This window comes from Alcaligenes sp. Marseille-Q7550 (assembly GCF_965112015.1).
In genome coordinates this window covers 752,408-773,186 of sequence record NZ_CBCOPU010000001.1, presented here as the reverse complement: position 1 = coordinate 773,186, position 20,779 = coordinate 752,408, and the positions used below count along the sequence as shown (strand labels likewise).

Annotated in this window: 20 protein-coding genes and 2 pseudogenes; 14 read left to right on the top strand and 8 right to left on the bottom strand. The window is 66.1% G+C overall.

The features are described 5' to 3' along the window. Positions 1–63 precede the first annotated feature (63 nt). The 6 genes and pseudogenes from bioB to ACWPWO_RS03700 all read left to right on the top strand — a co-directional run bounded on the left by bioB (position 64) and on the right by ACWPWO_RS03700 (position 5,902). Positions 64–1,080: a biotin synthase BioB gene (gene bioB, locus ACWPWO_RS03725; RefSeq protein ID WP_394064202.1), complete on the top strand. Its 1,017-nt coding sequence runs from the start codon at positions 64–66 to the stop codon at positions 1,078–1,080. A 1-nt stretch (position 1,081) separates the two neighbouring features. After that, positions 1,082–1,930, top strand: coding sequence for an EamA family transporter (locus ACWPWO_RS03720; RefSeq protein ID WP_454004504.1), 849 nt, complete (start codon positions 1,082–1,084; stop codon positions 1,928–1,930). Between the two features lie 207 nt (positions 1,931–2,137). Further along, positions 2,138–3,088, top strand: a complete 951-nt coding sequence (locus ACWPWO_RS03715; protein ID WP_454006262.1) for an ABC transporter substrate-binding protein — start codon at positions 2,138–2,140, stop codon at positions 3,086–3,088. Between the two features lies 1 nt (position 3,089). After that, on the top strand, positions 3,090–3,875 hold the full coding sequence (locus ACWPWO_RS03710) for an ABC transporter ATP-binding protein (RefSeq protein ID WP_454004502.1): 786 nt from the start codon (positions 3,090–3,092) through the stop codon (positions 3,873–3,875). After that, positions 3,872–4,749: pseudogene (locus ACWPWO_RS03705) on the top strand (ABC transporter permease). The gene ACWPWO_RS03710 and the pseudogene ACWPWO_RS03705 overlap by 4 nt, the downstream one beginning before the upstream one ends. 133 nt (positions 4,750–4,882) lie before the next feature. Then, positions 4,883–5,902, top strand: coding sequence for a BMP family protein (locus ACWPWO_RS03700; RefSeq protein WP_454004500.1), 1,020 nt, complete (start codon positions 4,883–4,885; stop codon positions 5,900–5,902). 166 nt (positions 5,903–6,068) lie between these two features. On the opposite strand, the gene ACWPWO_RS03695 is transcribed toward ACWPWO_RS03700, so the two are convergent. The 5 genes from ACWPWO_RS03695 to ACWPWO_RS03675 all read right to left on the bottom strand — a co-directional run bounded on the left by ACWPWO_RS03695 (position 6,069) and on the right by ACWPWO_RS03675 (position 11,482). Then, the gene (locus ACWPWO_RS03695; RefSeq protein WP_454004498.1) at positions 6,069–7,472 is read right to left on the bottom strand and encodes an MFS transporter; all 1,404 of its coding nucleotides are present in this window, start codon (positions 7,470–7,472) and stop codon (positions 6,069–6,071) included. Between the two features lie 250 nt (positions 7,473–7,722). Continuing rightward, entirely contained in the window at positions 7,723–8,232 is a 510-nt protein-coding gene (locus ACWPWO_RS03690) for a peroxiredoxin (protein ID WP_394064190.1), read from the bottom strand. 184 nt (positions 8,233–8,416) lie between these two features. Continuing rightward, a complete protein-coding gene (locus ACWPWO_RS03685) occupies positions 8,417–9,742 on the bottom strand; it encodes a TRAP transporter large permease (protein WP_394064188.1) in 1,326 nt (441 codons plus the stop codon). Next, positions 9,739–10,374, bottom strand: a complete 636-nt coding sequence (locus tag ACWPWO_RS03680) for a TRAP transporter small permease (protein ID WP_454004496.1) — start codon at positions 10,372–10,374, stop codon at positions 9,739–9,741. Before ACWPWO_RS03680 ends, ACWPWO_RS03685 begins: the two co-directional genes overlap by 4 nt. Positions 10,375–10,498: 124 nt before the next feature. Next, complete coding sequence (locus ACWPWO_RS03675; protein ID WP_454004494.1) at positions 10,499–11,482, bottom strand: TRAP transporter substrate-binding protein; 984 nt, start codon at positions 11,480–11,482, stop codon at positions 10,499–10,501. Positions 11,483–11,597: 115 nt separating this feature from the next. On the opposite strand from ACWPWO_RS03675, the gene ACWPWO_RS03670 reads away from it, so the two are divergent. The 8 genes from ACWPWO_RS03670 (at position 11,598) to ACWPWO_RS03635 (ending at position 17,309) form a co-directional block, all read left to right on the top strand. After that, complete coding sequence (locus ACWPWO_RS03670; RefSeq protein ID WP_454004493.1) at positions 11,598–13,451, top strand: sensor histidine kinase; 1,854 nt, start codon at positions 11,598–11,600, stop codon at positions 13,449–13,451. Continuing rightward, positions 13,397–13,567: an ATP-binding protein gene (locus ACWPWO_RS03665; RefSeq protein WP_454004492.1), complete on the top strand. Its 171-nt coding sequence runs from the start codon at positions 13,397–13,399 to the stop codon at positions 13,565–13,567. The genes ACWPWO_RS03670 and ACWPWO_RS03665 overlap by 55 nt, the downstream gene beginning before the upstream one ends. Next, positions 13,560–14,204, top strand: coding sequence for a response regulator transcription factor (locus tag ACWPWO_RS03660; RefSeq protein WP_454004490.1), 645 nt, complete (start codon positions 13,560–13,562; stop codon positions 14,202–14,204). The genes ACWPWO_RS03665 and ACWPWO_RS03660 overlap by 8 nt, the downstream gene beginning before the upstream one ends. An 88-nt stretch (positions 14,205–14,292) precedes the next feature. Beyond that, positions 14,293–14,802, top strand: a complete 510-nt coding sequence (gene moaC / locus ACWPWO_RS03655) for a cyclic pyranopterin monophosphate synthase MoaC (RefSeq protein WP_454004488.1) — start codon at positions 14,293–14,295, stop codon at positions 14,800–14,802. A 21-nt stretch (positions 14,803–14,823) separates the two neighbouring features. Beyond that, the gene (gene moaD / locus ACWPWO_RS03650) at positions 14,824–15,081 is read left to right on the top strand and encodes a molybdopterin converting factor subunit 1 (protein WP_394064178.1); all 258 of its coding nucleotides are present in this window, start codon (positions 14,824–14,826) and stop codon (positions 15,079–15,081) included. A 1-nt stretch (position 15,082) separates the two neighbouring features. Further along, positions 15,083–15,562, top strand: a complete 480-nt coding sequence (locus ACWPWO_RS03645) for a molybdenum cofactor biosynthesis protein MoaE (protein WP_454004486.1) — start codon at positions 15,083–15,085, stop codon at positions 15,560–15,562. Further along, entirely contained in the window at positions 15,555–16,073 is a 519-nt protein-coding gene (locus tag ACWPWO_RS03640) for a molybdenum cofactor synthesis domain-containing protein (protein ID WP_454004484.1), read from the top strand. The genes ACWPWO_RS03645 and ACWPWO_RS03640 overlap by 8 nt, the downstream gene beginning before the upstream one ends. Before the next feature lie 30 nt (positions 16,074–16,103). After that, on the top strand, positions 16,104–17,309 hold the full coding sequence (locus tag ACWPWO_RS03635; RefSeq protein ID WP_454004482.1) for a molybdopterin molybdotransferase MoeA: 1,206 nt from the start codon (positions 16,104–16,106) through the stop codon (positions 17,307–17,309). A 412-nt stretch (positions 17,310–17,721) separates the two neighbouring features. Here ACWPWO_RS03635 and mobA read toward each other — a convergent pair whose 3' ends face one another. The 3 genes and pseudogenes from mobA to ACWPWO_RS03620 all read right to left on the bottom strand — a co-directional run bounded on the left by mobA (position 17,722) and on the right by ACWPWO_RS03620 (position 20,607). Beyond that, positions 17,722–18,333: a molybdenum cofactor guanylyltransferase MobA gene (gene mobA / locus ACWPWO_RS03630; RefSeq protein ID WP_454004480.1), complete on the bottom strand. Its 612-nt coding sequence runs from the start codon at positions 18,331–18,333 to the stop codon at positions 17,722–17,724. Continuing rightward, positions 18,330–19,424: pseudogene (gene moaA, locus ACWPWO_RS03625) on the bottom strand (GTP 3',8-cyclase MoaA). The gene mobA and the pseudogene moaA overlap by 4 nt, the downstream one beginning before the upstream one ends. A 76-nt stretch (positions 19,425–19,500) precedes the next feature. Continuing rightward, positions 19,501–20,607: a substrate-binding domain-containing protein gene (locus ACWPWO_RS03620; RefSeq protein WP_454004479.1), complete on the bottom strand. Its 1,107-nt coding sequence runs from the start codon at positions 20,605–20,607 to the stop codon at positions 19,501–19,503. Positions 20,608–20,779 lie beyond the last annotated feature (172 nt).

Below are 20,779 nucleotides of genomic sequence, written 5' to 3'. Positions count from 1 at the left end.
CCGATTCGTCTTTGCCGCCGCCGACCACTAGCATGGCCGCACAACTGAACGCGACCGCATGCCATGACCCAAACTGTTTCTTCCCCCTGGACCATTCGCGCCATCCTGGACCTGTACGAGCTGCCCTTCATGGAACTGATGTTCAAGGCGCAGGAGATCCATCGCCGCCACCACCGCCCCAACGAGGTACAGCTCTCCAGCCTGCTGTCCATCAAGACCGGGGCCTGCCCCGAAGACTGCGCCTACTGCCCGCAATCGTCCAAATACGAGACCGAACTGGAGCAGGAACCGCTGATGCCCCTGCCGCAGGTCCTGGAGGCGGCGCGCAAGGCCAAGGAACAGGGGGCCCAACGCTTCTGCATGGGAGCGGCCTGGCGTTCTCCCACGGAAAAGCAATTGGACCAGGTCATCGAGATGGTCAGCGCCGTCAAGGCCATGGGGCTGGAGACCTGCGTGACGCTGGGCATGCTCAAGAACGGCCAGGCCGAGCGCCTGAAGGACGCCGGCCTGGACTACTACAACCACAACCTGGACACCTCGCCCGAGTTCTACGGCGAGATCATCAGCACCCGGACCTACCAGGACCGCCTGGACACGCTGGAGCGCGTGCGCGCCGCCGGCCTGAACACCTGTTGCGGAGGCATCATCGGCATGGGCGAGAGCCGGCGCGAGCGCGCCGGCCTGCTGGCCCAACTGGCCAATATGCGCCCCTATCCCGAGTCCGTACCCATCAATCAGTTGGTCAAAGTGCCCGGCACGCCGCTGGGCGAGGTCCAGGACCTGGATCCCTTCGAGTTCGTGCGCACCATCGCCGTGGCCCGCATCCTGATGCCGACCAGCGCCGTGCGCCTGTCGGCGGGACGCGAAGCCATGGACGACAGCACCCAGGCCCTGTGCTTCATGGCCGGGGCCAACTCCATTTTCTATGGCGAGCAACTGCTGACCACCGCCAACCCGCAGTTCGCGGCCGACCAGGACCTGTTCGCGCGCCTGGACCTGCAACCGGCGCAGTCCGCCCTGGCCGACGATCATCCGGTCGCCGGCAAGACTCGTTTCGTCGCCCTTACCGAGGCTCTCTGAGATGTACACCCTGATCGCCAGCGTCGCCTGCAGCGTCGCCGTCTCCATCCTGCTCAAGGTCGCCCGTCAGAAACAGGTGGACGTGGGCCAGGCCATTGCCGTGAACTACCTGGTGGCGGTGCTGCTGGCCGTGGCTCTTCTGCAGCCGCATCCTTCTAGCCTGCTGAATCCGGCCACCCCCTGGTGGATCCTGATCGCCCTGGGCGTGCTGCTGCCCACCATCTTCCTGGCCATGGCCGCCGCCGTGCGCCATGCGGGCATCGTGCTCAGCGACGCCGCCCAGCGCCTTTCCCTGTTCATTCCGCTGCTGGCCGCCTTCCTGCTGTTCGGCGAACAACTGGGCGTACAGAAGCTGCTGGGCGTGGGCCTGGCCCTGACGGCCCTGCTGTGCCTGCTGGCGCGCCCCCGCCAGGCCGACGGCCCGGCCCAGAACGGGCGCTCCTCGGCCATGCTGCTGGCCGTCTGGGTGGGCTACGGCACCATCGACATCCTGTTCAAGCAGCTCTCCAAGGCAGGCGCCGCCTTTTCCAGCAGCCTGGTGGTGTCCTTCTCGCTGGCGGGCGTGCTGATCCTGGCCTGGCTGCTGGCGCGCCGTACCCGCTGGAACCGCGCGAGCCTGCTGGCCGGCCTGCTGCTGGGCCTGCTGAACTTCGGCAACATCTATTTCTACATCCGCGCGCACCAAACCTTCCCGGACAATCCGACCCTGGTGTTCTCGGCCATGAACATCGGCGTGATTTCCCTGGGCGCGCTGGTCGGCGCCGGTTTCTTCAAGGAAAAGCTCAGTCTCGTGAACATGGCGGGCGTGGCCCTGGCGGTCGCCGCCATCGTGGCGCTGTTTCCGCGTTGAACCTCCCGCCGGCGTAAGCAAACAAGACACAAGGCCATAAGAACATGGCCTTTCTGTCGTTCAGGCGCGGCGCGCCCCCGACCACAATGAAAGGCAATCGCCCATCCGGCGCGACTCAACCGTCTTTCAGGAGGTCCCTACGTGATCCACGGCATAAGAACCCGGCTGCGCTCCTTGTCCCTGCTGCTGGCGCTGTGCTGCGCCGCGATGTCCGCCGCGCAGGCCGAAGGCAGGATACGCATCTCGGAACAGCACGGCATCGTGTACGTGCTGCTGCACATCGCTCGCGACCAGAACCTGATCCAGAAGCACGGTCAGGCGCTGGGTCAGCCCATCGAGGTGGAATGGGTGCGCCTGTCGGGCGGGCCGGCCATCAATGACGCCCTGCTGTCCGGTTCGATCGACATCGCCGCGGCCGGCATAGGCCCGCTGCTCAATATCTGGGACAAGACGCGCGGCAAGCTGGACGTGCGCGGCGTGGCCTCGCTGGGCAGCTTTCCCAACTACCTGATCAGCCACAACCCCAAGGTGCGCGGCATCGAGGACTTCACCGACCGGGACAGGATCGCCCTGCCCGCCGCGGGCACCTCCGTCCAGGCGCGCATCCTGCAACTGGCCGCCGCCCGGAAATGGGGCGAGGCCAACTACCGCAAGCTCGACGCGCTGACGCTCACGCTGCCGCATCCGGACGCGGCGGCGGCCATCATCTCCAACAGCCCGGACATCACCGCGCATTTCGCCAACTCCCCCTTCCAGGAGCAGGAGCTGGCCGCCAACCCCAATGCGCATATCGTGCTGAACTCCAATGACGTGCTGGGCGGTCCCAGTTCCGCCACCGTGCTCTACGCCACGGAGCGCTTCCGCTCCCGCAATCCCAAGACCTACGCCGCATTCCTGGCCGCACTCCAGGAAGCGGCGCAGATCGCCCGCCAGGATCCCGAGGCCGCCGCCCAGGCCTACCTGCGCGCCACCGGCGCCAGCACCGACAAGGCCCTGCTGCTGTCAGTCCTGACCCAGCCCGAGGTGCGCTACGACCTGGCTCCGCGCAATACCCATGTGCTGGCCCATTTCATGTACCGGGTGGGAGCCATCCAGAACGAACCACGCTCCTGGCAGGACTACTTCTTTGCCGATGACGCCGTCCAGGGAGGCAGTTGACATGGCCACGCCTGACATTCTGCTGCGCGCCCGCGGACTGCACCTGCGCTACCCCCAGGGCCGCGAGCAGCTCGTGGCCTGCCACGACATCAGCTTCGATGTGCACCGGCATGACAGGCTGGTGCTGCTGGGCCCCTCGGGCTGCGGCAAATCCACCCTGCTCAAGGCCGTGGCCGGCTTCCTGCCGCTGCAGTCCGGCGTCCTGGAGCTGCAGGGCCGCCCCATCCAGGGGCCGTCGCCGGAACGCGCCGTGGTCTTCCAGGAGTTCGACCAGTTGCTGCCCTGGAAGACCGTGCTGGACAACGTGGTCTTCGCCCTGACCGTCAGCGGACGCCTGGCGGCGCAACCGGCGCGGGACCGGGCGCGGCAGGCCCTGCAGTCAGTGGGACTGGACGGGTTCCTGCACGCCTACCCGCACACGCTGTCCGGCGGCATGAAGCAGCGCGTGGCCATCGCCCGGGCCTTCGCGCTGCAACCGGAAATCCTGCTGATGGACGAACCCTTTGCCGCACTGGACGCCCTGACCCGCGCCAGCTTGCAGCAGGAGCTGCTGGCCCTGAGCGTCAAGACGCGCCTGACCCTGCTGTTCGTCACGCACTCCATCGAAGAGGCCTTGCTGGTGGGCACCCGCATCCTGCTGCTCAGCCCCCATCCCGGCCAGGTCCGGGCGGAGCTGCAGGCAGGCGCGCACCAGCCCGGCAGCCCCGCTTTCGAACGACAGGTGCGCCGGATCCACGACTTGCTGTTCGGTCAGGCGCAGGAGCAGCCGCAAAGGAGGGCCGCATGAACCCAAGCGCGCGCTCGCCTCGCCCGGATGTGATCCACGTTCCGGACCCGCTGGCTCCTGCCCGCCTGCCGGCCGACCGCCGGCCCTGGCGGCACTGGCTGCTGCAGCCCGTGGTCCTGCAGTTCGCCCTGATGGCCGCCCTGGCGCTCTGCTGGGAGCTTGCGGCTCGCTGGAACGACAATCCTCTGCTGTTGCCCACTTTTCTGGACACAGCCCGGGCCTTGTCCAACGGTCTGCTCGACGGCGAGCTGATCAGGCGCAGCCTGACTTCCCTGGGCCTGCTGGCGCAAGCCTATGCCGTCGGCGTGCTGCTGGCCGCCGCCATCACCTGCGCCGCCATGCTCAGCCGCGTCGGCCAGGCCACGCTGGGCATGCTGACGGCCATGTTCAATCCCCTGCCGGCCCTCGCGCTGCTGCCCCTGGCCATGATGTGGTTCGGCCTGGGCACATTCAGCCTGATCTTCGTCATCATCCATTCGGTGGTCTGGCCGCTGGCCCTGAACGCCTGCGCGGGCTTCGGCGGCGTCTCGCCCACCCTGCGGCTGGTGGGCCGCAACCTGGGCCTGTCGGGCCTGCAGATGACCATGCGCATCCTGATCCCCGCCGCGCTGCCTTCCCTGTTCTCGGGGCTGCGCCTGGCCTGGGCCTTCGCCTGGCGCACCCTGATCGCGGCCGAACTGGTCTTCGGGGCGGCCTCCAGCGGCCAGGGGGCCTGGGCTGGTACATCTTCCAGAACCGCAACGAGCTCAACACCGACCAGGTTTTCGCCGGGCTGATCTGCGTGATCGCCATCGGCCTGCTGGTCGAAACCCTGGTGTTCGAGAACCTGGAACGCCTGACGATACGCCGCTGGGGAATGCGCCATCAAAATTGAACGCATATACATATAAGTAAAAACGTATATTTGATATTTAAACTTTGAGCGCGCGGACCATTTTCAACTCCTGTAGATTAGAAAAAAACTTTTCACCGGCGCACACGCCGGGTACAACACAGGAGACACCATCATGGCAGGACTTTCCCGTCGTCAACTACTGCTGGCCGCCGCTTCGGCCGGCGCCGGGGCCCTGACGGCCCCCTGGCTGAGCCGCGTCGCCTTCGCGGCCGGCAAACCCGTGGTGGCCGCGCTGTTCTGCGGCCACATCGACGACAACGGCTTCATGCAGGCCGGATACCAGGGCTTCAAGAAGGCCCAGGACAGCCTGGGCATCACCGCCCACTACAAGGACAAGGTCGCCAACGAGACCCAGGCCCAGATCGCCGCCCTGCGCGAGCTGGCCAAGCAGTACAAACCCGCCTTGCTCATCGCCCACGGCGGCCAGAACACGGACGCCGCCCTGGCCGTTGCCAAGGAATTCCCGGAGGTGCGCTTCGTGGTCACCCAGGGCGCCGTGACGGCCGACAACCTGAGCAGCTACGATGTGCGCCAGGAAGAATCGGCCTGGCTGGCCGGCGCCTATGCCGCGCTGATGACCAAGACCGGCGTGGTCGCCCACCAATCGGGCATCCGCGTGCCGCCCGGCCTGCGCGCCCGGGCTTCGTATGCCGCCGGCGTGAAGTACGCCAATCCGGACGTCAAGCTGCTGACCAACTTCTCCGGCAACCAGGACGACACGGCCCTGGCCGAACGCGTGACGCGCGCCCAGGCCAAAGCCGGCGCCGACATCATCTACACCATGCTGAACAAAGGCCGCAGCGGTACCACCCAGGCCTGTCGCGAGCTGGGCATCAAGGAGATCGGCAACGTGATCGACTGGGTTGCCCGCGAACCGGACGTGTTCATCGGTTCGGCCTGGGCCGACGTGGGCATAGGCGTGTTCGAAGCCTGCAAGGACCTGGCCGACGGCAAGTTCCAGGCCGGCAAGATCTTCAAGGTGGGGCTGCAGCAGCCCGACGCCGTGCGCCTGATCATGGCCCCGGACACGCCCGATGCCGTGCGCCAGCGCATCGCCGCCCTGCAGCAGGACATCCTGGCGGGCAAGATCCATGTCGAGTCCGAATTCAACGGACCTGAATTCCAGATCTGATCGCGGCTTTGGAGCCATCGCAGAAAAGCGGCCCGCAGGCCGCTTTTTTCTCTTGCTCTTCATGAAGCCAATCCGCGGACCGACGGGAAAAACGGCTTTTTCGACAACGCCCTACCCAAGTTTGAAGGCACAGGCAGGGCTGAGGCCTCGCCGTTGCTGCGCGGACTCAAGTGCCGGAGCGCAGCGCAGGCTCTTGCGGCTTGTCTCCCTCGGGCCCCGCCCCGTCAAGCGAATCGCTTGCCGTCGGCTCCACCGGCGCGCCCTCGGCCGCGGCCGGCACGCGTTCCTCGACCGGAGGCAAGTCTTCAAAGACGGGATCATGCGATACGTCCGAGGTGATATCCACACGCGGATCCAGCGCCACCGCGGCAGCCGAGCTTTGCAGGCTGTCGGGCATGGGCACGAAAGTGGTCGGGGCGTCCTGGCTCAGGTGATCGCCCAGGACCTTCTGCGGACGCACCAGCAGCACCAGGGACAGGCCGCACAGGGCCACGAAGATATAGTAGAGATTGCTGCCTATATAGGACATCAGCAGGCCCGCCAGCAGCGGCCCCAGGCAGGCCCCCAGCCCGTACACCATGTAGAGGATGGCGCTCAGGCCCACGCGGCGCTCCGGGTCCACGTTGTCGTTGGCGAAGGCCGCGCCCAGCGGATACAGGGTGAACTGCAGGATGCCGAACAGGGCGGAAAACGTCAGCAGGAACCAGAAAGGCGCCTCGAACCAGCCCCATAGCGGAATGGCCAGGGCCAGCAGACAGGCGGCATTGATACGGATCAGCAGAACGCGGCTGACGCGGTCGGCCAGCCAGCCCACGGGCCATTGCGCCAGCACCCCGGCGGCCACCGATACGGCCACGAACAGGGCGGCCTGCTCGTTGCTCAGGTGCACGCGCACCGCGTACACCGGCGCCAGGCCGTAGAAGGCCCCCGTCAGCATGCCGGCGATCAGCAGCACCATCATGGACATGGGCACGCGATCCACATAGTAGCGGGCGTTGATCGGGGCGGGCACCTGCAGCGGCGGGTGGCTGCGCCGCGTGATGGCCACCGGCACCAGGCTGAAGGCCGAGCAAATGGCCACGAAGACCAGGGGTTCGAAATTCAGGTGGGGAAACAAGGTCAGGGACAACTGGCCCAGCACCGTGCCCAGGCTGGAGAACACCATGTAGAAGGCGAAGATGGTGCCGCGCTGGGAATTGTCGGTCTGTTCGTTCAGCCAGCTCTCGATGCCCATGAACTGGACCACCATGGCGGCGCCGGCCAGAAAGCGCAGCACCAGCCAGATGTACATGGTGTCGATCAGGATCTGAGCCAGCACGCAGATGGTGACGATGGCGGCGCTGGCGGCATAGGCGCGGATGTGCCCCACTCTCATGATCAGGCGGTGGCCCACCCGGGCGCCGAATACCAGACCCAGGTAATACACCGCGATCAGTCCGCCCACCCAGACTTCCGACACCGAGATGGCCGTCAGGCGCACCCCCATGAAGGTGTTGAACAGCCCCGAGCTCATCAAGAGCATCAAGGTGGCGAAATACAGTGACGAGAAGGCGCCTACCGATGACAGCATTCGCGGGTATCCTAAAATAACGCCCTCATGCCGCGCAGGCCGGCGCCTGCTTGCCGCCCCCCAAGAGGGCGGTCTTACCTTGGGGCGGCCCGGCGGAAAAAAAGACGCCGGCACGAGGCCGGCGCCTTCTTGCTGTCCACCTCGCGGCTGGCAGGCCGCTCGGATCCGCCGGGCACAGGACAGTCCGCGGGAACTGTGCTGCGCCCGGGCTCATCCCGCGCCGCGCCGGACGGGGCGCGGGACCGCTGACTTAGGACTGGACCTGCTTGAGCAGGGTGTCGGCGTCGCTGGTGTGCAGCCCGCCGCCCTCGTCGATGTTCAATTGCTTGACCACGCCGTCCTCCAGCAGGGCCGAATAGCGCTTGGAGCGCACGCCCAGGCCCTTGGCGGTCAGGTCGAACTCCAGGCCCAGCTTCTTGGTCCAGATGCCGCTGCCGTCCGCCAGCAGGCGCACCTTGCCATCGATGTTCAGGGACTTGCCCCAGGCGCCCATGACGAAGGGATCGTTCACGGCCACGCACCAGATCTCGTCCACGCCGGCGGCCTTGAAGGCGTCGGACTTGGCGGCGAAGCCGGGCAGGTGCTGCTCGGAGCAGGTGGGCGTGAAGGCGCCGGGCACGGCGAACACGGCGATTTTCTTGCCCTTGACCAGGTCGGCCACCTGGAAATTGTTGGGGCCGACGGCGCAGGTGTCCGTGGCGGTTTCGATGTATTCGCTCAATGTTGCGTCTGGAACGCGTTCGCCGACTTTGATAGACATGAGGGTCTCCGTGTTGGGTTGCACCGCCGAAACGGCGGCCTTGAACCGCCTATGATACTGATAGTCCGGCCCTGCTTGAAGCCTATAGTGCTTATCAGGAAGTATCACGATGCAAGGAAGGATGCGAAAAGGCCGGGCGCATGGCCCGGCCTTCAGTCTTGACGCATCGTGTGCGGCAGGACGACTACAGCCATCCCATCATGCGGGGCAGCCAAAGCGTGATTTCCGGCACGAAGGTGATCATCAGCAGGAAACCCAATCCGGTGAGCAGCCAGGGTATGGTTGACTTGGTCACTTCGGTCAGCCCCAGCCTGGATATGCTGGAGGCGACGTACAGGTTCAGGCCCACCGGCGGCGTGGCCAGGCCGATCTCCATGTTCACCACCAGCATGATGCCGAAGTGCACGGGGTCCATGCCCAGCTTCATGGCGACCGGGAACAGGATGGGCGCCATGATCAGGATCAGGCCGGAAGGCTCCATGACCATGCCGATCACCAGCAGCAGCACGTTCACGAACAGCAGGAAGGCGATCAGGCCCATGCCCTGCGTGACGATCCATTCGGCGATGGCCTGCGGGATCTGCTCGGAAGTCAGGATGAAGGCGAACATCACGGCGTTGGTGATGATGTACAGCAGCATGGCGCTCATGGCCGCCGATTCCAGCACGATGCGCTTGACGTCGCGCATCTTCACGTCCTTGTAGACCCAGACGGCGATGACAAAGGCGTAGACCGCGCTGATGGCCGCCGCCTCGGTGGGCGTGAACACCCCGGAGTAGATGCCGCCCATGACGATGACGATCAGCATCAGGCCCCAGATGGAGTCCATGAAGGCACGCCAGCGTTCCTTGTAGGAAGCGCGCGGCATGCGCGGGTAGCCCAGCTTCCAGGCGCGGAACATGGTGGTGGCGCCCAGGCACAGGGCCAGGATGATGCCCGGCACCACGCCGGCAATGAACAACTGGCCGATGGACGCGGTGCCCACCTTGGCGCCGTCCGGGCCTTCGACCATCATGCCGCTGGTGGCCACGGCGTACATCACCATCACGATGGAGGGCGGCAGCAGAATGCCCAGGCCGCCGGACGTGGACACGATGCCGGTGCCGAACTGGGCCGGATAGCCCTGCTTGACCATGGCCGGAATCATGATGGAGCCGATGGCCGCCACGGTGGCGGGCGAGGAACCGCTGATGGAGGCGAACAGCGCGCAGGCCAGCACGGCCGCCAATCCCATGCCGCCGGGCAGGTGGCCGACCATGGAGGAGGCAAAGCGGATCATGCGCTGGGCCACGCCGCCATGCGTCAGAAAGCCCCCGGCCAGGATGAAGAACGGGATCGCCATGATCTCGAATTTCTCGATCCCGGTGAACAGCTTGAGCGCGATGCTGTCCATGGGCACTTCGGTCATGGTGAACAGAAAGCCCATCACCGTCAGGCCCAGCGCGATGGACACGGGCATGCCGGTCAGCAGCAGGACCGCCAGCAGGGCGAAAATGATCAGGGCGGTCATGCGCGCGCTCCTTGGTTTTCAGCCAGGCCTTGCTCGGTCTCGGCGACCAGGTCGACGGCGGGCTGGTGGTGGACGAGCTCGCCTGTCTGCACGAAGCGCACCAGCGCCTGCAGGAAGCGGAAGCACATCAGCAGGGAACCGGCGGGCACCGCCAGGTAGACGATCCAGACAGGCACTTCCATGTCGGCGGACACCTGCGCGGTCTGGGCGATGCCATAGACGAACTTGCCGCCGATCCAGGCCACGATGGCCGTGAACAGCGCGCCGGCGAACAGGGAGATCACCACCAGCAGATGGCGCCAGCGCGGCCCCACGGCATTGACCAGCACGTCCACGCCCACGTGGATGCCCACGCGCACGCCGTAGGCGGCGCCGAACTTGGCCATCCAGACGAACAGGTAGATGCACAGCTCCTGGGCCCAGAGCAGATTGACGCCCACCACGCTGCGGTAGGCGGAGCGCGCCATGCCCATCAAGGTCTCATGGCCGTTGGCGCGCGACCAGGACACCAGATCGGCCAGCAGGCTGACCGAATAGCGCTGGCAGACCGCCACAAAAATGAGCAGGACCGCCGCCACCATCAGAAGCGAGATGAAGGCTTCCTCGAAACGATCCAGTAATCGTAAGAACATGATATCTCCAGGCTGCAGGCGGACTGCCCGGCGCGCGGCAGGCATTCGCCCATAGCGGGAACGAAAGGGAAAAAGCGGGCCTGGAACAGGCCCGCGGGAGGCGGCCGCCGCAGCGGCGCGCGCCTTACTCCATGGCTTTGTAGAACGAGTCGATCACGTCCTGGCCGATGCGGGAAGCCATTTCCTTGTGCACGGGACGCAGCTGCTTGATCCACTCCTGGCGCTCGGCATCGCTCAGCTCATAGAACTGGGTCTTGCCCGAATCCTTCATGGCCTGCAGCGACTCCAGGTTTTCCTGCTCGGCGATGTCATTGGCGTACTGGGTGGCTTCGGTCATGGCCTTCTCCAGCGGCTGGCGCACGTCCTCAGGCAGGCCTTCCCAGAATTTCTTGTTCACGATGACCGCATAGCCCAGATAACCATGATTGGACATGGTGGCGTGCTTCTGCACTTCGTGCATCTTCTGGGTGTACATATTGGAAGGCGGGTTCTCGGTGCCGTCCACCACGCCGGTCTGCAGGGCCTGGTAGACCTCGGAAAACGCCATCACCTGGGGCACGGCGTCCAGCGCCTTGAACTGGGCCTCCAGCACCTTGGAGGACTGGATGCGCATCTTCAGGCCCAGGAAGTCATCCGGGGTGTGCAAGGGAGTATTGGCGCTCATGACCTTGAAGCCGTTGTCCCAGTAGGCCAGGCCCTTGATGCCCTTGGACTCCAGCTTGTCCAGCAGTTGGCGGCCGACCGGGCCTTCGGTGACCTTGCGCAGGTCCGTGCGGTCCTTGAAGATGAAGGGCAGGTCGAACACCTCGAATTCCCGCACGCCCAGGGGGCCGAACTTGGCCAGCGACGGCGCCAGCATGTGCACCGCGCCCAGTTGCAGGGCTTCCAGCTCCTCCTTGTCCTTGTACAGTTGCGAGTTCGGGTAGACCTCCACCACGACCTTGCCTTCCGTGTACTTTTCCGCCAGCTCCTTGAAGCGCGTGGCGCCCTTGCCCTTGGGCGTGTCCGGCGAGACCACGTGGCTGAACTTGATGATCAGGGGGTTGGCCATGGCGGGAGCGGACAGGAATACGGAAGCCACCAGGGTGGCCATGAGCGTCTTTTTCATGATTGCCTCCGGTCGGAGCGGAACCGACACACTTTATTGATTGATATGCGTAAAAGCGTGTAGCTTAAAAAAGCAGTGTGATTTTATCTATTGTGGAAATCCGAAACCTTTTGTCATGAAGCGCCTTGCCCGACCGCCCCGCCCCGACGGCCCCGCCGCCTCCCTGGCCCTGGCGCCTCACCCGCTCAGCCCCTACGTGCCCATCCTGGCCATCGTGGTCATCGTCCTGCTGATGGGCGTGTTCGCCTGGGCGGTCAGCTCGGAGCGGCGCGACGAACAATCGGACGAGCTGATCCGCAACGCCCTGTGGGTCGAACAGTCGCTGTCCTTCCAGCTGCGCTCGCACGAAAACAACCTGACCCGCATCGCGGACGATCTGAGCCTGCCGGACCATCCCGGCGATACGCGCGACGCCCTGACCCAACTGCAGCATTTCAAGACCATCCATCCCGACCTGCTCAAGGTGGTGGTCCAGGACCGCTTCGGCACCACCTTGCTGGTGCGCCCGCCGGGCGCGGACACGCGCATCGCCGCACACGTATCCACGCCGCGCAGCGCCACCTGGCTGCCGGCATACGAATCCAGCGAGCACAAGGAGGCCGCGCTGGACCTGGTCGTGCCCATCTACGAGAAAGACGAAATCGCCGGCACCCTGCGCGCCACTTTTTCGCTGCACAAGATCCTGACGGAAAACGTGCCCTGGTGGATTGCCGAGCACTACCACGTCATGCTGGTGGACAGCAACGATACGGTGCTGGCCATGCGCTCCAAGGGCGAGCCGGCCCGGGACGCGCTGCGTCACGCCATGTCCGTGGACCCGCCGCTGCACGGGCTGCGCATGATCATCACTCCCTACCAGCAGAAAAGCATTCCCACCTTCACGCTGCTGCTGACCGTGATCGCCGGCCTGGCCTTGCTGGCCGTGGTCAACCTCATCATCCAGCACCACTACGCCCGCAAGCGCCGCGACGCCGAGAACGCGCTGATGCAGGAGCAGGCCTTTCGCAGCGCCATCGAGAACTCCATGGTCACCGGCATGCGCGCGCGCGATCTGGACGGCCGCATCCTGTACGTCAATCCGGCCTTCTGCCGGCTGGTGGGCCTGGAGAGCCGCGACATCATCGGCCTGTCCCCTCCCATGCCCTGGTGGGTGCCGGAAATGATGGACGAGACCCTGGAGAGGCGCGACCGCCTCAGGCGCGCACCCTCGGTGCAGGTCTTCGAGACCCGCTTCCAGCACGCGGACGGCTCGCGCCTGGACGTGCAGGTGTTCGAATCGCCGCTGATCGACGCCCAGGGCGAACAGGTCGGCTGGATCGGCTCCATCATCGACATCAGCTCGCGCAAGCAGGCCGAGGCGCTGGCCAGCTCGCAGTCCGAGCAGCTGCACCACACGGCCAAGCTCATCACCATGGGGGAGATGGCGTCCACCCTGGCGCATGAACTGAACCAACCCCTGTCGGCCATCGCCAGCTATGCGGCCGGCGCGCTGAACCTGCTGCGCGCCGGCCAGGCCGATCCGGCCCTGCTGACCCGCAGCATGGAGAGCCTGGCCGAGCAGACTCGCCGGGCCGGCCTGATCATCCACCGCATCCATGACTTCGTGCGCAAGCGCGACCCGCAACTGACCCGCCTGAACCTGGTCGAGGCCCTGCAGGGCGCGCTCGCGCTGGCGCGCGCGGACCTGCGCCGCCACGACATCCAGCTGCGCCTGCCCGCGCATCCGGCATGCCTGCCGGTGCTGGGCGACAAGGTGCTGCTGGAGCAGGTCATCTTCAACCTGGTGCGCAACGCCGCCGAGGCCATGTCCGGCCTGCCGCCCGAGCGCCGCCTGCTGGAAGTCTCGCTGCAGGAGCGCGACGGCATGGTCCTGGCCATGGTGGCCGACCAGGGTCCGGGGTCGCTGCGGCCATCATGGCCGAGGTGTTCCAGGCCTTCACCACTACTAAAAACGACGGACTGGGGATAGGATTGAACATTTGCCGCTCCATCATCGAGCTGCACCATGGCAAACTCTGGTTCGAGAACGAGGCCCCCTACGGCGCCACCTTCCTGTTCTCCCTGCCCCTGATCGAACATGACTGAGCCCCTATCCTCCCCGCTGGTCCATATCGTGGATGACGACGACGCCATCCGCGACGCCCTCTCCTGGCTGTTCGCCACCCGCCGGGTGGACACCCGGACCTGGAGCAGCGGCGAAGCCTTCCTGCAGGCCATCACCTCCGAAACCCAAGGCTGCATCCTGCTGGACATACGCATGGGCGGGATCTCGGGCCTGGAAGTGTTCGAGCGGCTGCGCCAGATGCATTCGGACCTGCCCGTCATCTTCCTGACGGGCCACGGCGACCTGCCGCTGGCCGTCAATGCGCTCAAGCAGGGCGCGGCCGACTTCATCGAGAAACCCTTCAACGACAACGACCTGGTGGACCGCGTGCTGGAGGTATTGCGCAGCTATCAGGCCAGCCAGGCCGAGCGCGCCAGCGAGGACGCCCTGGAGCGGCGGCTGGAGACGCTGTCCCAGCGCGAACGGGAGGTGCTGGGCCTGGCCCTGGAAGGCCGCCTGAACAAGCAGATCGCCGAGGAACTGAACATCACCATGCGCACGGTGGAAGTGCACCGGGCCCGCGCCCTGGAAAAAATGCAGGCCCGCACCCTGCTGGAGCTGGCACGCGTCCTGGATCCGGCCCGGCTGCGCGAAGACCGCGGCCCGGCAGGGGCATGAGGCGGCGGCGCCCGCCCCGATGTATATAATGAAAACATAAAGCAATGGAACCGCGCGGGCGCCCGCCCGGACGGCTCCCGGAGGAATGATGAGCAACACACCCAAGCCGGCCGCTGCCGCACTGCACCTCTCCCACCTGGACGACGACGGCCAGGTCCGCATGGTCGATGTCAGCGACAAGACCGCCACCTCCCGTTCGGCCACCGCGCGCAGCGTGGTGCGCCTGAGCCCGGCCGCCTTCGAACTGCTGTCGGCCAGCCGCAACGCCAAGGGCGAGGTGCTGAACACCGCCCGCGTGGCCGGGGTGCTGGCCGCCAAGCGCTGCGCCGACCTGATCCCCATGTGCCACAGTCTTCCGCTGGATTTCGTGGGCATAGATTTCGAAAGCGACGCGGCCGCGGGCACCATCGCCGTGCTGGCGACCTGCCGCACGCGCTACACCACGGGCGTGGAAATGGAAGCCATGACGGCCTGCAGCGTGGCCGCGCTGACCATCTACGACATGTGCAAGGCTGCCGACAAGGGCATCATCATCGAACAGACACGCCTGCTGGAGAAGACCGGCGGCAAGAGCGGCACCTGGACGGCCCCGGCCTGACAGGCGCCCACGGAGACTTTCATGACTAACCCATCGACTTTGCGCGTCCTGTACTTCGCCCAGGTGGCCGAGCGCACCGGCGTGCGCCAGGAAAGCTGGGACTGGCCGCAGGAGGGCACCGTCCAGCAATGGCTGGACGCGCTGCTGCAACGCCACCCGGACCTGCAGGACATGGCCGGCCGGCTGAAGGTGGCCGTCAACCAGTTCCACGCCCGCCCGGACGACCCCGTGCGCGCCGGCGACGAAGTGGCGGTCTTCGAACCCGTCACCGGAGGCTGACATGGTCATCGTGCAGACCCAGGACTTCGACGCCGCCGCGCTGAACGAACAACTGCGCCGCACGGCCGGCGGCAAGGCCGGCGCCATGGTCACCTTCGTGGGCTACGTGCGCGACCAGGCCGACGGCACCCCGACCCGCTCCCTGTTCCTGGAACACTATCCGGGCATGTGCGAGCGCGAGATCGAGGACGTATGCGCCCAGGCGCGCGCGCGCTGGCCCGTCCTGGACACCCTGGTCGTGCACCGCGTGGGCGAGCTTTCCCTGACGGACCAGATCGTCTACGTGGGCGTGACCAGTCCCCATCGCGGCGACGCCTTCCGGGCCTGCGAGTTCATCATGGACGTGCTCAAGACCCGGGCCCCCTTCTGGAAACGCGAAACCCTGGCCGACGGCCAGCGCTTCTGGGTCCAGCAGCGCGACAGCGACGCGCAGAAGACCGACTCCTGGAATTCTTCTTCCGACACCGCCAAACATGTCTAAAGCCAAACCCGACCTGCCCCCGGTCAGCCTGGCCGCCGCCGTGCTGACCATCTCGGACAAGCGCGGGCCCGGGGACGACACCTCGGGCGACTACCTGGCCGCCAGCCTGCAGGAAAGCGGACAACGCTGCGTGCAGCGGGCCATCAGCCGCGACAATATGTACGCCATCCGCGCCGTGCTCAGCCAGTGGATCGCCGATCCGGCCATCCAGCTCATCCTGTGCAACGGCGGCACCGGCTTCAGCCACCAAAAGTCCGCCATCGCCGCCGTCCCCCCGCTGCTGGACCAGGTGGTCCCCGGCTTCGGCGAACAATTCCGCTTCCTGTCCTACCAGGAGATCGGCTCCTCGGCGCTGCAGTCGGACGCCCTGGCCGGCACCGCCAACGAAACCCTGCTCTTTTGCCTGCCCGGCTCGCCCGGCGCCTGCAAGCTGGCCTGGGAAGGCATTCTGCGCCAGCAACTGGACAGCCGGCACCGCCCCTGCAACTTCGCCTCGCAATACCTGCGCTGAGGCCCTGATTCCACGGACTCCTGTACAACGATGATCGAATTTGACGTAGCCCAGCAGCGCCTGGCCCAGGCGGGCCGGCTTCCCGAACGGACCGAAACCTGCGAACTGAGCGCCGCCCTGGGCCGCATCCTGGCCCAGGACATCCAGGCCCAACTGGACATGCCGCCGGCCGACAACAGCGCCATGGACGGCTATGCCGTGCGCCTGGCCGACGTCGCGGACGGCCGCGTGCTGCCCATCCAGCAGCGCTGCTATGCCGGCGAGGTTCCCGAGACGCTGAAGGAAGGCATGGCCATCCGCATCTTCACCGGCAGCCTGCTGCCGCCCGGCGCGGACACCGTGATCATCCAGGAGAACTGCCAGGAAGACGAACACGGCGTGCGCATCCTGGAAGCCCCCGAGGTCGGCGCCAACATCCGCCGCCGCGGCGAGGACATGCGCCGCGGCGAAGTCTTGATCCAGTCCGGCACGCGCCTGACCGCGGCCCACATCGCGCAGCTGGCGGCCCAGGGCCACGCCGCCCTGTCCGTCTATCCGGGACTGACCGTGGGCATCCTGACCACGGGCGCCGAGCTGACGCCCGCCGGCCCGCCGCGGCGCCCCGGCCAGATCTACAACTCCAACGCCCCCATGCTGCAGGCCCAGCTGCTGGCCCTGGGCGTGGCCGCGGTGCGCGCCGTCCACGCCGCCGACACGCTGGAGGCCATCCGCGACGCCCTGCAGTCCCTGCTGGCCGAGTGCGACCTGGTCCTGACCGTGGGCGGCGTGTCCGTGGGCGAGAAAGACCTGGTCAAGCCCGCCATCGAGTCCATCGGCGGCCAGCTGGACCTTTGGAAAGTGCGTATGAAGCCGGGCAAGCCCCTGGCCCTGGCCTATGTGCAGGACAAGCCGCTGGTCTGCCTGCCCGGCAATCCCGTCTCGTCCTACGCCGTCTTCGCCCTGATGGTCTCCCCCCTGGTGCGTCGCTTGCAGGGCCGCCGCGAAACGCTGCCCGCGATACGTTACGGCGTGCTGCAGGGCGAGCGCCACTTCCAGGGCGACCGCGAGGAATTCATCCGCGTGCAGCTGGACAGCGACGAGCAGGGCCGGCTGCTGGTCCGCCCCTTCGGCAACCAGGGCTCGGGCGTGATCAGCTCCCTGCCCTGGGCCCAGGCCCTGGCGCGCATCCCCGCCGACGCCCACGTCGCGCCGGGCGACGTGGTCCGCATCTACGAATACAGCCTGTGGCAGGCCTGATGCCCTGAATTCTTGAGGGCCGTTTCGCCGTAACGATGCCGGTCAGCCCAGCGCTGGCTGGCATTTTTTTTGATCCACCCTAGAATTCCGCCACACCCATCAGTTGCTCGATAGCAGAGTGAGTCTTTGTGAGGGCGCTGTTCGAGGACGACGTTTGTGGCTTGTCCGGGGGACAAGCCACCGTCCAAGTTAACGGCACGCCTGTCGCTGTCCTTGGGCAAGGGGACCCGCGCATAGCGCGGGCGAGGGCCCCAGCCAAGCCGGCCAGCACAGGCTTCCCTCAAGAAAACCACGGTTCTCACGCCTTCGACCACATCACATTGCCTCTCAATCAAGGATCCCCGCAAAAACTTGCGACACGCCGTAGCCCACCCGCTTGGACGACAAGACCTTTCATGAGCCCCGGCCGGCATCAAAAGACAAAATCAACCGAATGCGCCGCCTCCAGGTCCTGGGGCGTATTGATGTTGAAGAACGACGGCGCCGACGCATCGCGGAAGTACACCTCCAGGGCGCCGGCGGCGTGCAGCCAGCCCATGACGCGGCGCTCGCCGCTGAGCAGGTACTTCTTCAGGGAAGCCGCCTGGTCGGCCCGCAGCAACAGGCACAAAGGATGCGTGCGCTCGGCCTGCGCATAGGCCATGGGTGCACCGTGCTCCTGCACGGCCTGTGCCAGCCGCCTGCCCAGGTCCGCCGGCAGAAAAGGCAGGTCCACCGGACAGGACAGGGCCCATGGCGTGTCGACCTGCTCCAGCGCGCTGGCCAGTCCGGCCAAGGGGCCCAGGAAGCCACCCAGCCCGGCCTCATCCGGCACGACGCGCCCCCAATGCGCGTACTGTTCGGGATTGCGGTTGGCGCTGATCAGGATGGAGCCGACCTGCGGGCGCAGGCGCCGCACCACGTGCTGCACCAGCGGCTGCCCCGCCAAGGGCAGCAGCCCCTTGTCGACCCGACCGGACAGATCGAACCGTCGGGCCTGCCCGCCCGCCAGCACGATTCCGCTGATGTCATGCGCGGCTATCATCCGCCGATATAACTCATCTCGATGCGCGGCCGGCCGACGGTCTGCTCGCCGCGGATCTCGGAATATCGGTCCCGCCGCCCGGACCAGACGCCGTGCAGGTAGGCCGCCAACTGCTCGTCGGTCGCACCGGCCCGCAGCTGCGCGCGCACATCATAGCCCTGGGAAGCGAACAGGCACAGGAACAGCCGCCCTTCCGGCGAGAGGCGCATGCGCGAACAGTCGCCGCAGAAAGGCTGGGAAACACTGGTGATCACGCCGATCTCGCCCGACCCGTCCGCAAAGCGCCAGCGGCTGGCCACCTCGCCCCTGTACTACGCCTGGGTCGGCTCCAGCGGATAGCGTTCGTGGATGCGCGCCACGATGTCCGCGCCGCTCACCACCTCGTCCAGGTTCCAGCCGTTGCTGGTGCCCACGTCCATGTATTCGATGAAGCGCAGGATCTGCCCCGAACCCTTGAAATGTTCCACCATGGGCAGGATCTGGTCGTCGTTCAAGCCTTTGCGCACCACCATATTGACCTTGACCGGCGCCAGGCCCGCGGCGTGCGCCTGGGCGATGCCGTCCAGCACGGTGGCCACCGACACGCTGCTGTCGCTCAACTGGGTGAAGCGCTGGTCGTCCAGGGCGTCCAGGCTGACCGTGACCCGGTGCAGGCCGGCTTCCTTCAAGGCCCGGGCCTTGCGGCCCAGCAAGGTCCCGTTGGTGGTCAAGGTCAGCTCGACGGGATGCCCTTCGGGCGTGCGCAGCCTGGCCAGCATGGCGATCAGCACTTCGATGTCGCGCCGCAGCAAGGGCTCGCCGCCCGTCAGGCGCAGCTTGCGCACGCCCAGGGCCACGGCCTGGCGGGCCACACGCTCGATTTCCTCGAAGCTGAGCAGCGAAGCATGCGGCAGGAATTCGTAATCCGAACCGAAGATCTCGCGCGGCATGCAGTAGGTGCAGCGGAAATTGCATTTGTCGGTCAGGGAGATGCGCAGGTCGCGCAAGGGCCTGTGCCGCGTATCCAGGGGCTGTCCGGACGCGCCGGCGGCGCGCACCGTCGGCCTGCGTTCGGGTGCTGCCCCGAGGGAAGCCCTTATGTCATCGCTCATTGTGTTCTCGTCATTCAAGGACGGGGTTCGGCCCCGTCTCATGGTCTGTGTTTTCGTAAGGCAACACGGCGCCGCATCAGCGCCAGAGCAGGTCGGCCGGTTGGCCGAAGGCCTGCTCCAGAGTCAGGATGCGCCCCATGCCCGCCGGATCGTAGCCCGCCAGCTCCTGCATGAACTTGCCATAGGCCGGGCCCGTGATCAAATCCATCAGGTGCTGCATGGGCGCGGTGTCCAGCTTGTCCTGCTGCACGGCGATGAAATACCGCTCCTGCGCCAACGGAATGAAATCCAGTCCGCAGCGGCTGGCCGCCGTCTCCACGCCCAGGCCGGTATCGGCCATGCCGCTGGCCACGTGCGCCGCGACCGCCATGTGCGTCAATTCTGTGGTTTCGAAACCCGGGACCGCATTCGTGTTTACCCCTAGCTGGCCCAGCAGCAGGGTTGCCAGGAAGCGGGTACTCGAACCGATCTGCCGGTTCACGAAGCGCACGTCCGGCCTGACCAGATCCGCGATGCCGGTGATGTTCTTGGGATTGCCCTTCTCCACGAAGAGGCCCGTGTTGCGCGTGGCCAGGAAAATCAGGCGATGGCGCAGCGGCGAAAGCCATTCGCTGTAGCGCCGCAGGGCGGCTCCCTCGAACTGGCCGGCCGGCACCTGAAAGCCCGCCAGGTCGCAATCGCCGCGCTCCAGCGAGGCCAGCGCCTCGATGGCGGTGCGGTAGCGCAGCTCCAGCGGCAGCACATCCATGTCGTTGGCCAGGCGCATCAGGCCTTCGATCGCAAAGCCATGGCTGGCCTGAAACCGCAGGCGGGCGGGCTGCTGGCTGTACAGGCGGCCCAATTCTTCCTGCAGCTCGGAGGCCATGCTCTCCAGCGTGGGCGTCAGGCGCGCGTCCAGGCGCCGGTTGGCCCACAGCAGGCGCTGGGCGAATTCGGTCAGCTTGGTGCCTTTGCGCCGCGACGTCTCCAGCAAGGCGGCGTCGAATTCTTTCTCGGCATTGCGCAGCAGGCCCCAGGCGTGGCGATAGGAAAACTGGCAGGCCTTGCTGGCTCCGGACAGGTGTCCCAGGCTTTCAATGGCGCCCAGCAGGCGCAGCACGTCTCCCATGGGAAGCTCCGCGCCGCCTGAATTTTCCAGCACCCATTCTGATCGCAGCCTGGCTTTGAACTTGAGGTTGGCCATGGTCTCGAGCGTTGTGTGTTTGCGTATTATGTTCCCAGGAACATGTTCAAATCATTATATATGCGAAATATTGCTTATTGAAGTTGATTGATTTCCTTTGTAGATTACGGGGGAGAACACATTCAATAATATGCACGATCGTGCATAAAAAAACATGGAGGCGCAGGCGCCT

Bases quoted from the DNA above. Each gene is read 5' to 3' on its own strand.
- bioB (WP_394064202.1), top strand. From the start codon at position 64: ATGACCCAAACTGTTTCTTCCCCCTGGACCATTCGCGCCATCCTGGAC.
- ACWPWO_RS03720 (WP_454004504.1), top strand. From the start codon at position 1,082: ATGTACACCCTGATCGCCAGCGTCGCCTGCAGCGTCGCCGTCTCCATC.
- ACWPWO_RS03715 (WP_454006262.1), top strand. From the start codon at position 2,138: ATGTCCGCCGCGCAGGCCGAAGGCAGGATACGCATCTCGGAACAGCAC.
- ACWPWO_RS03710 (WP_454004502.1), top strand. From the start codon at position 3,090: ATGGCCACGCCTGACATTCTGCTGCGCGCCCGCGGACTGCACCTGCGC.
- ACWPWO_RS03700 (WP_454004500.1), top strand. From the start codon at position 4,883: ATGGCAGGACTTTCCCGTCGTCAACTACTGCTGGCCGCCGCTTCGGCC.
- ACWPWO_RS03695 (WP_454004498.1), bottom strand. From the start codon at position 7,472: ATGCTGTCATCGGTAGGCGCCTTCTCGTCACTGTATTTCGCCACCTTG.
- ACWPWO_RS03690 (WP_394064190.1), bottom strand. From the start codon at position 8,232: ATGTCTATCAAAGTCGGCGAACGCGTTCCAGACGCAACATTGAGCGAA.
- ACWPWO_RS03685 (WP_394064188.1), bottom strand. From the start codon at position 9,742: ATGACCGCCCTGATCATTTTCGCCCTGCTGGCGGTCCTGCTGCTGACC.
- ACWPWO_RS03680 (WP_454004496.1), bottom strand. From the start codon at position 10,374: ATGTTCTTACGATTACTGGATCGTTTCGAGGAAGCCTTCATCTCGCTT.
- ACWPWO_RS03675 (WP_454004494.1), bottom strand. From the start codon at position 11,482: ATGAAAAAGACGCTCATGGCCACCCTGGTGGCTTCCGTATTCCTGTCC.
- ACWPWO_RS03670 (WP_454004493.1), top strand. From the start codon at position 11,598: ATGAAGCGCCTTGCCCGACCGCCCCGCCCCGACGGCCCCGCCGCCTCC.
- ACWPWO_RS03665 (WP_454004492.1), top strand. From the start codon at position 13,397: ATGGCCGAGGTGTTCCAGGCCTTCACCACTACTAAAAACGACGGACTG.
- ACWPWO_RS03660 (WP_454004490.1), top strand. From the start codon at position 13,560: ATGACTGAGCCCCTATCCTCCCCGCTGGTCCATATCGTGGATGACGAC.
- moaC (WP_454004488.1), top strand. From the start codon at position 14,293: ATGAGCAACACACCCAAGCCGGCCGCTGCCGCACTGCACCTCTCCCAC.
- moaD (WP_394064178.1), top strand. From the start codon at position 14,824: ATGACTAACCCATCGACTTTGCGCGTCCTGTACTTCGCCCAGGTGGCC.
- ACWPWO_RS03645 (WP_454004486.1), top strand. From the start codon at position 15,083: ATGGTCATCGTGCAGACCCAGGACTTCGACGCCGCCGCGCTGAACGAA.
- ACWPWO_RS03640 (WP_454004484.1), top strand. From the start codon at position 15,555: ATGTCTAAAGCCAAACCCGACCTGCCCCCGGTCAGCCTGGCCGCCGCC.
- ACWPWO_RS03635 (WP_454004482.1), top strand. From the start codon at position 16,104: ATGATCGAATTTGACGTAGCCCAGCAGCGCCTGGCCCAGGCGGGCCGG.
- mobA (WP_454004480.1), bottom strand. From the start codon at position 18,333: ATGATAGCCGCGCATGACATCAGCGGAATCGTGCTGGCGGGCGGGCAG.
- ACWPWO_RS03620 (WP_454004479.1), bottom strand. From the start codon at position 20,607: ATGGCCAACCTCAAGTTCAAAGCCAGGCTGCGATCAGAATGGGTGCTG.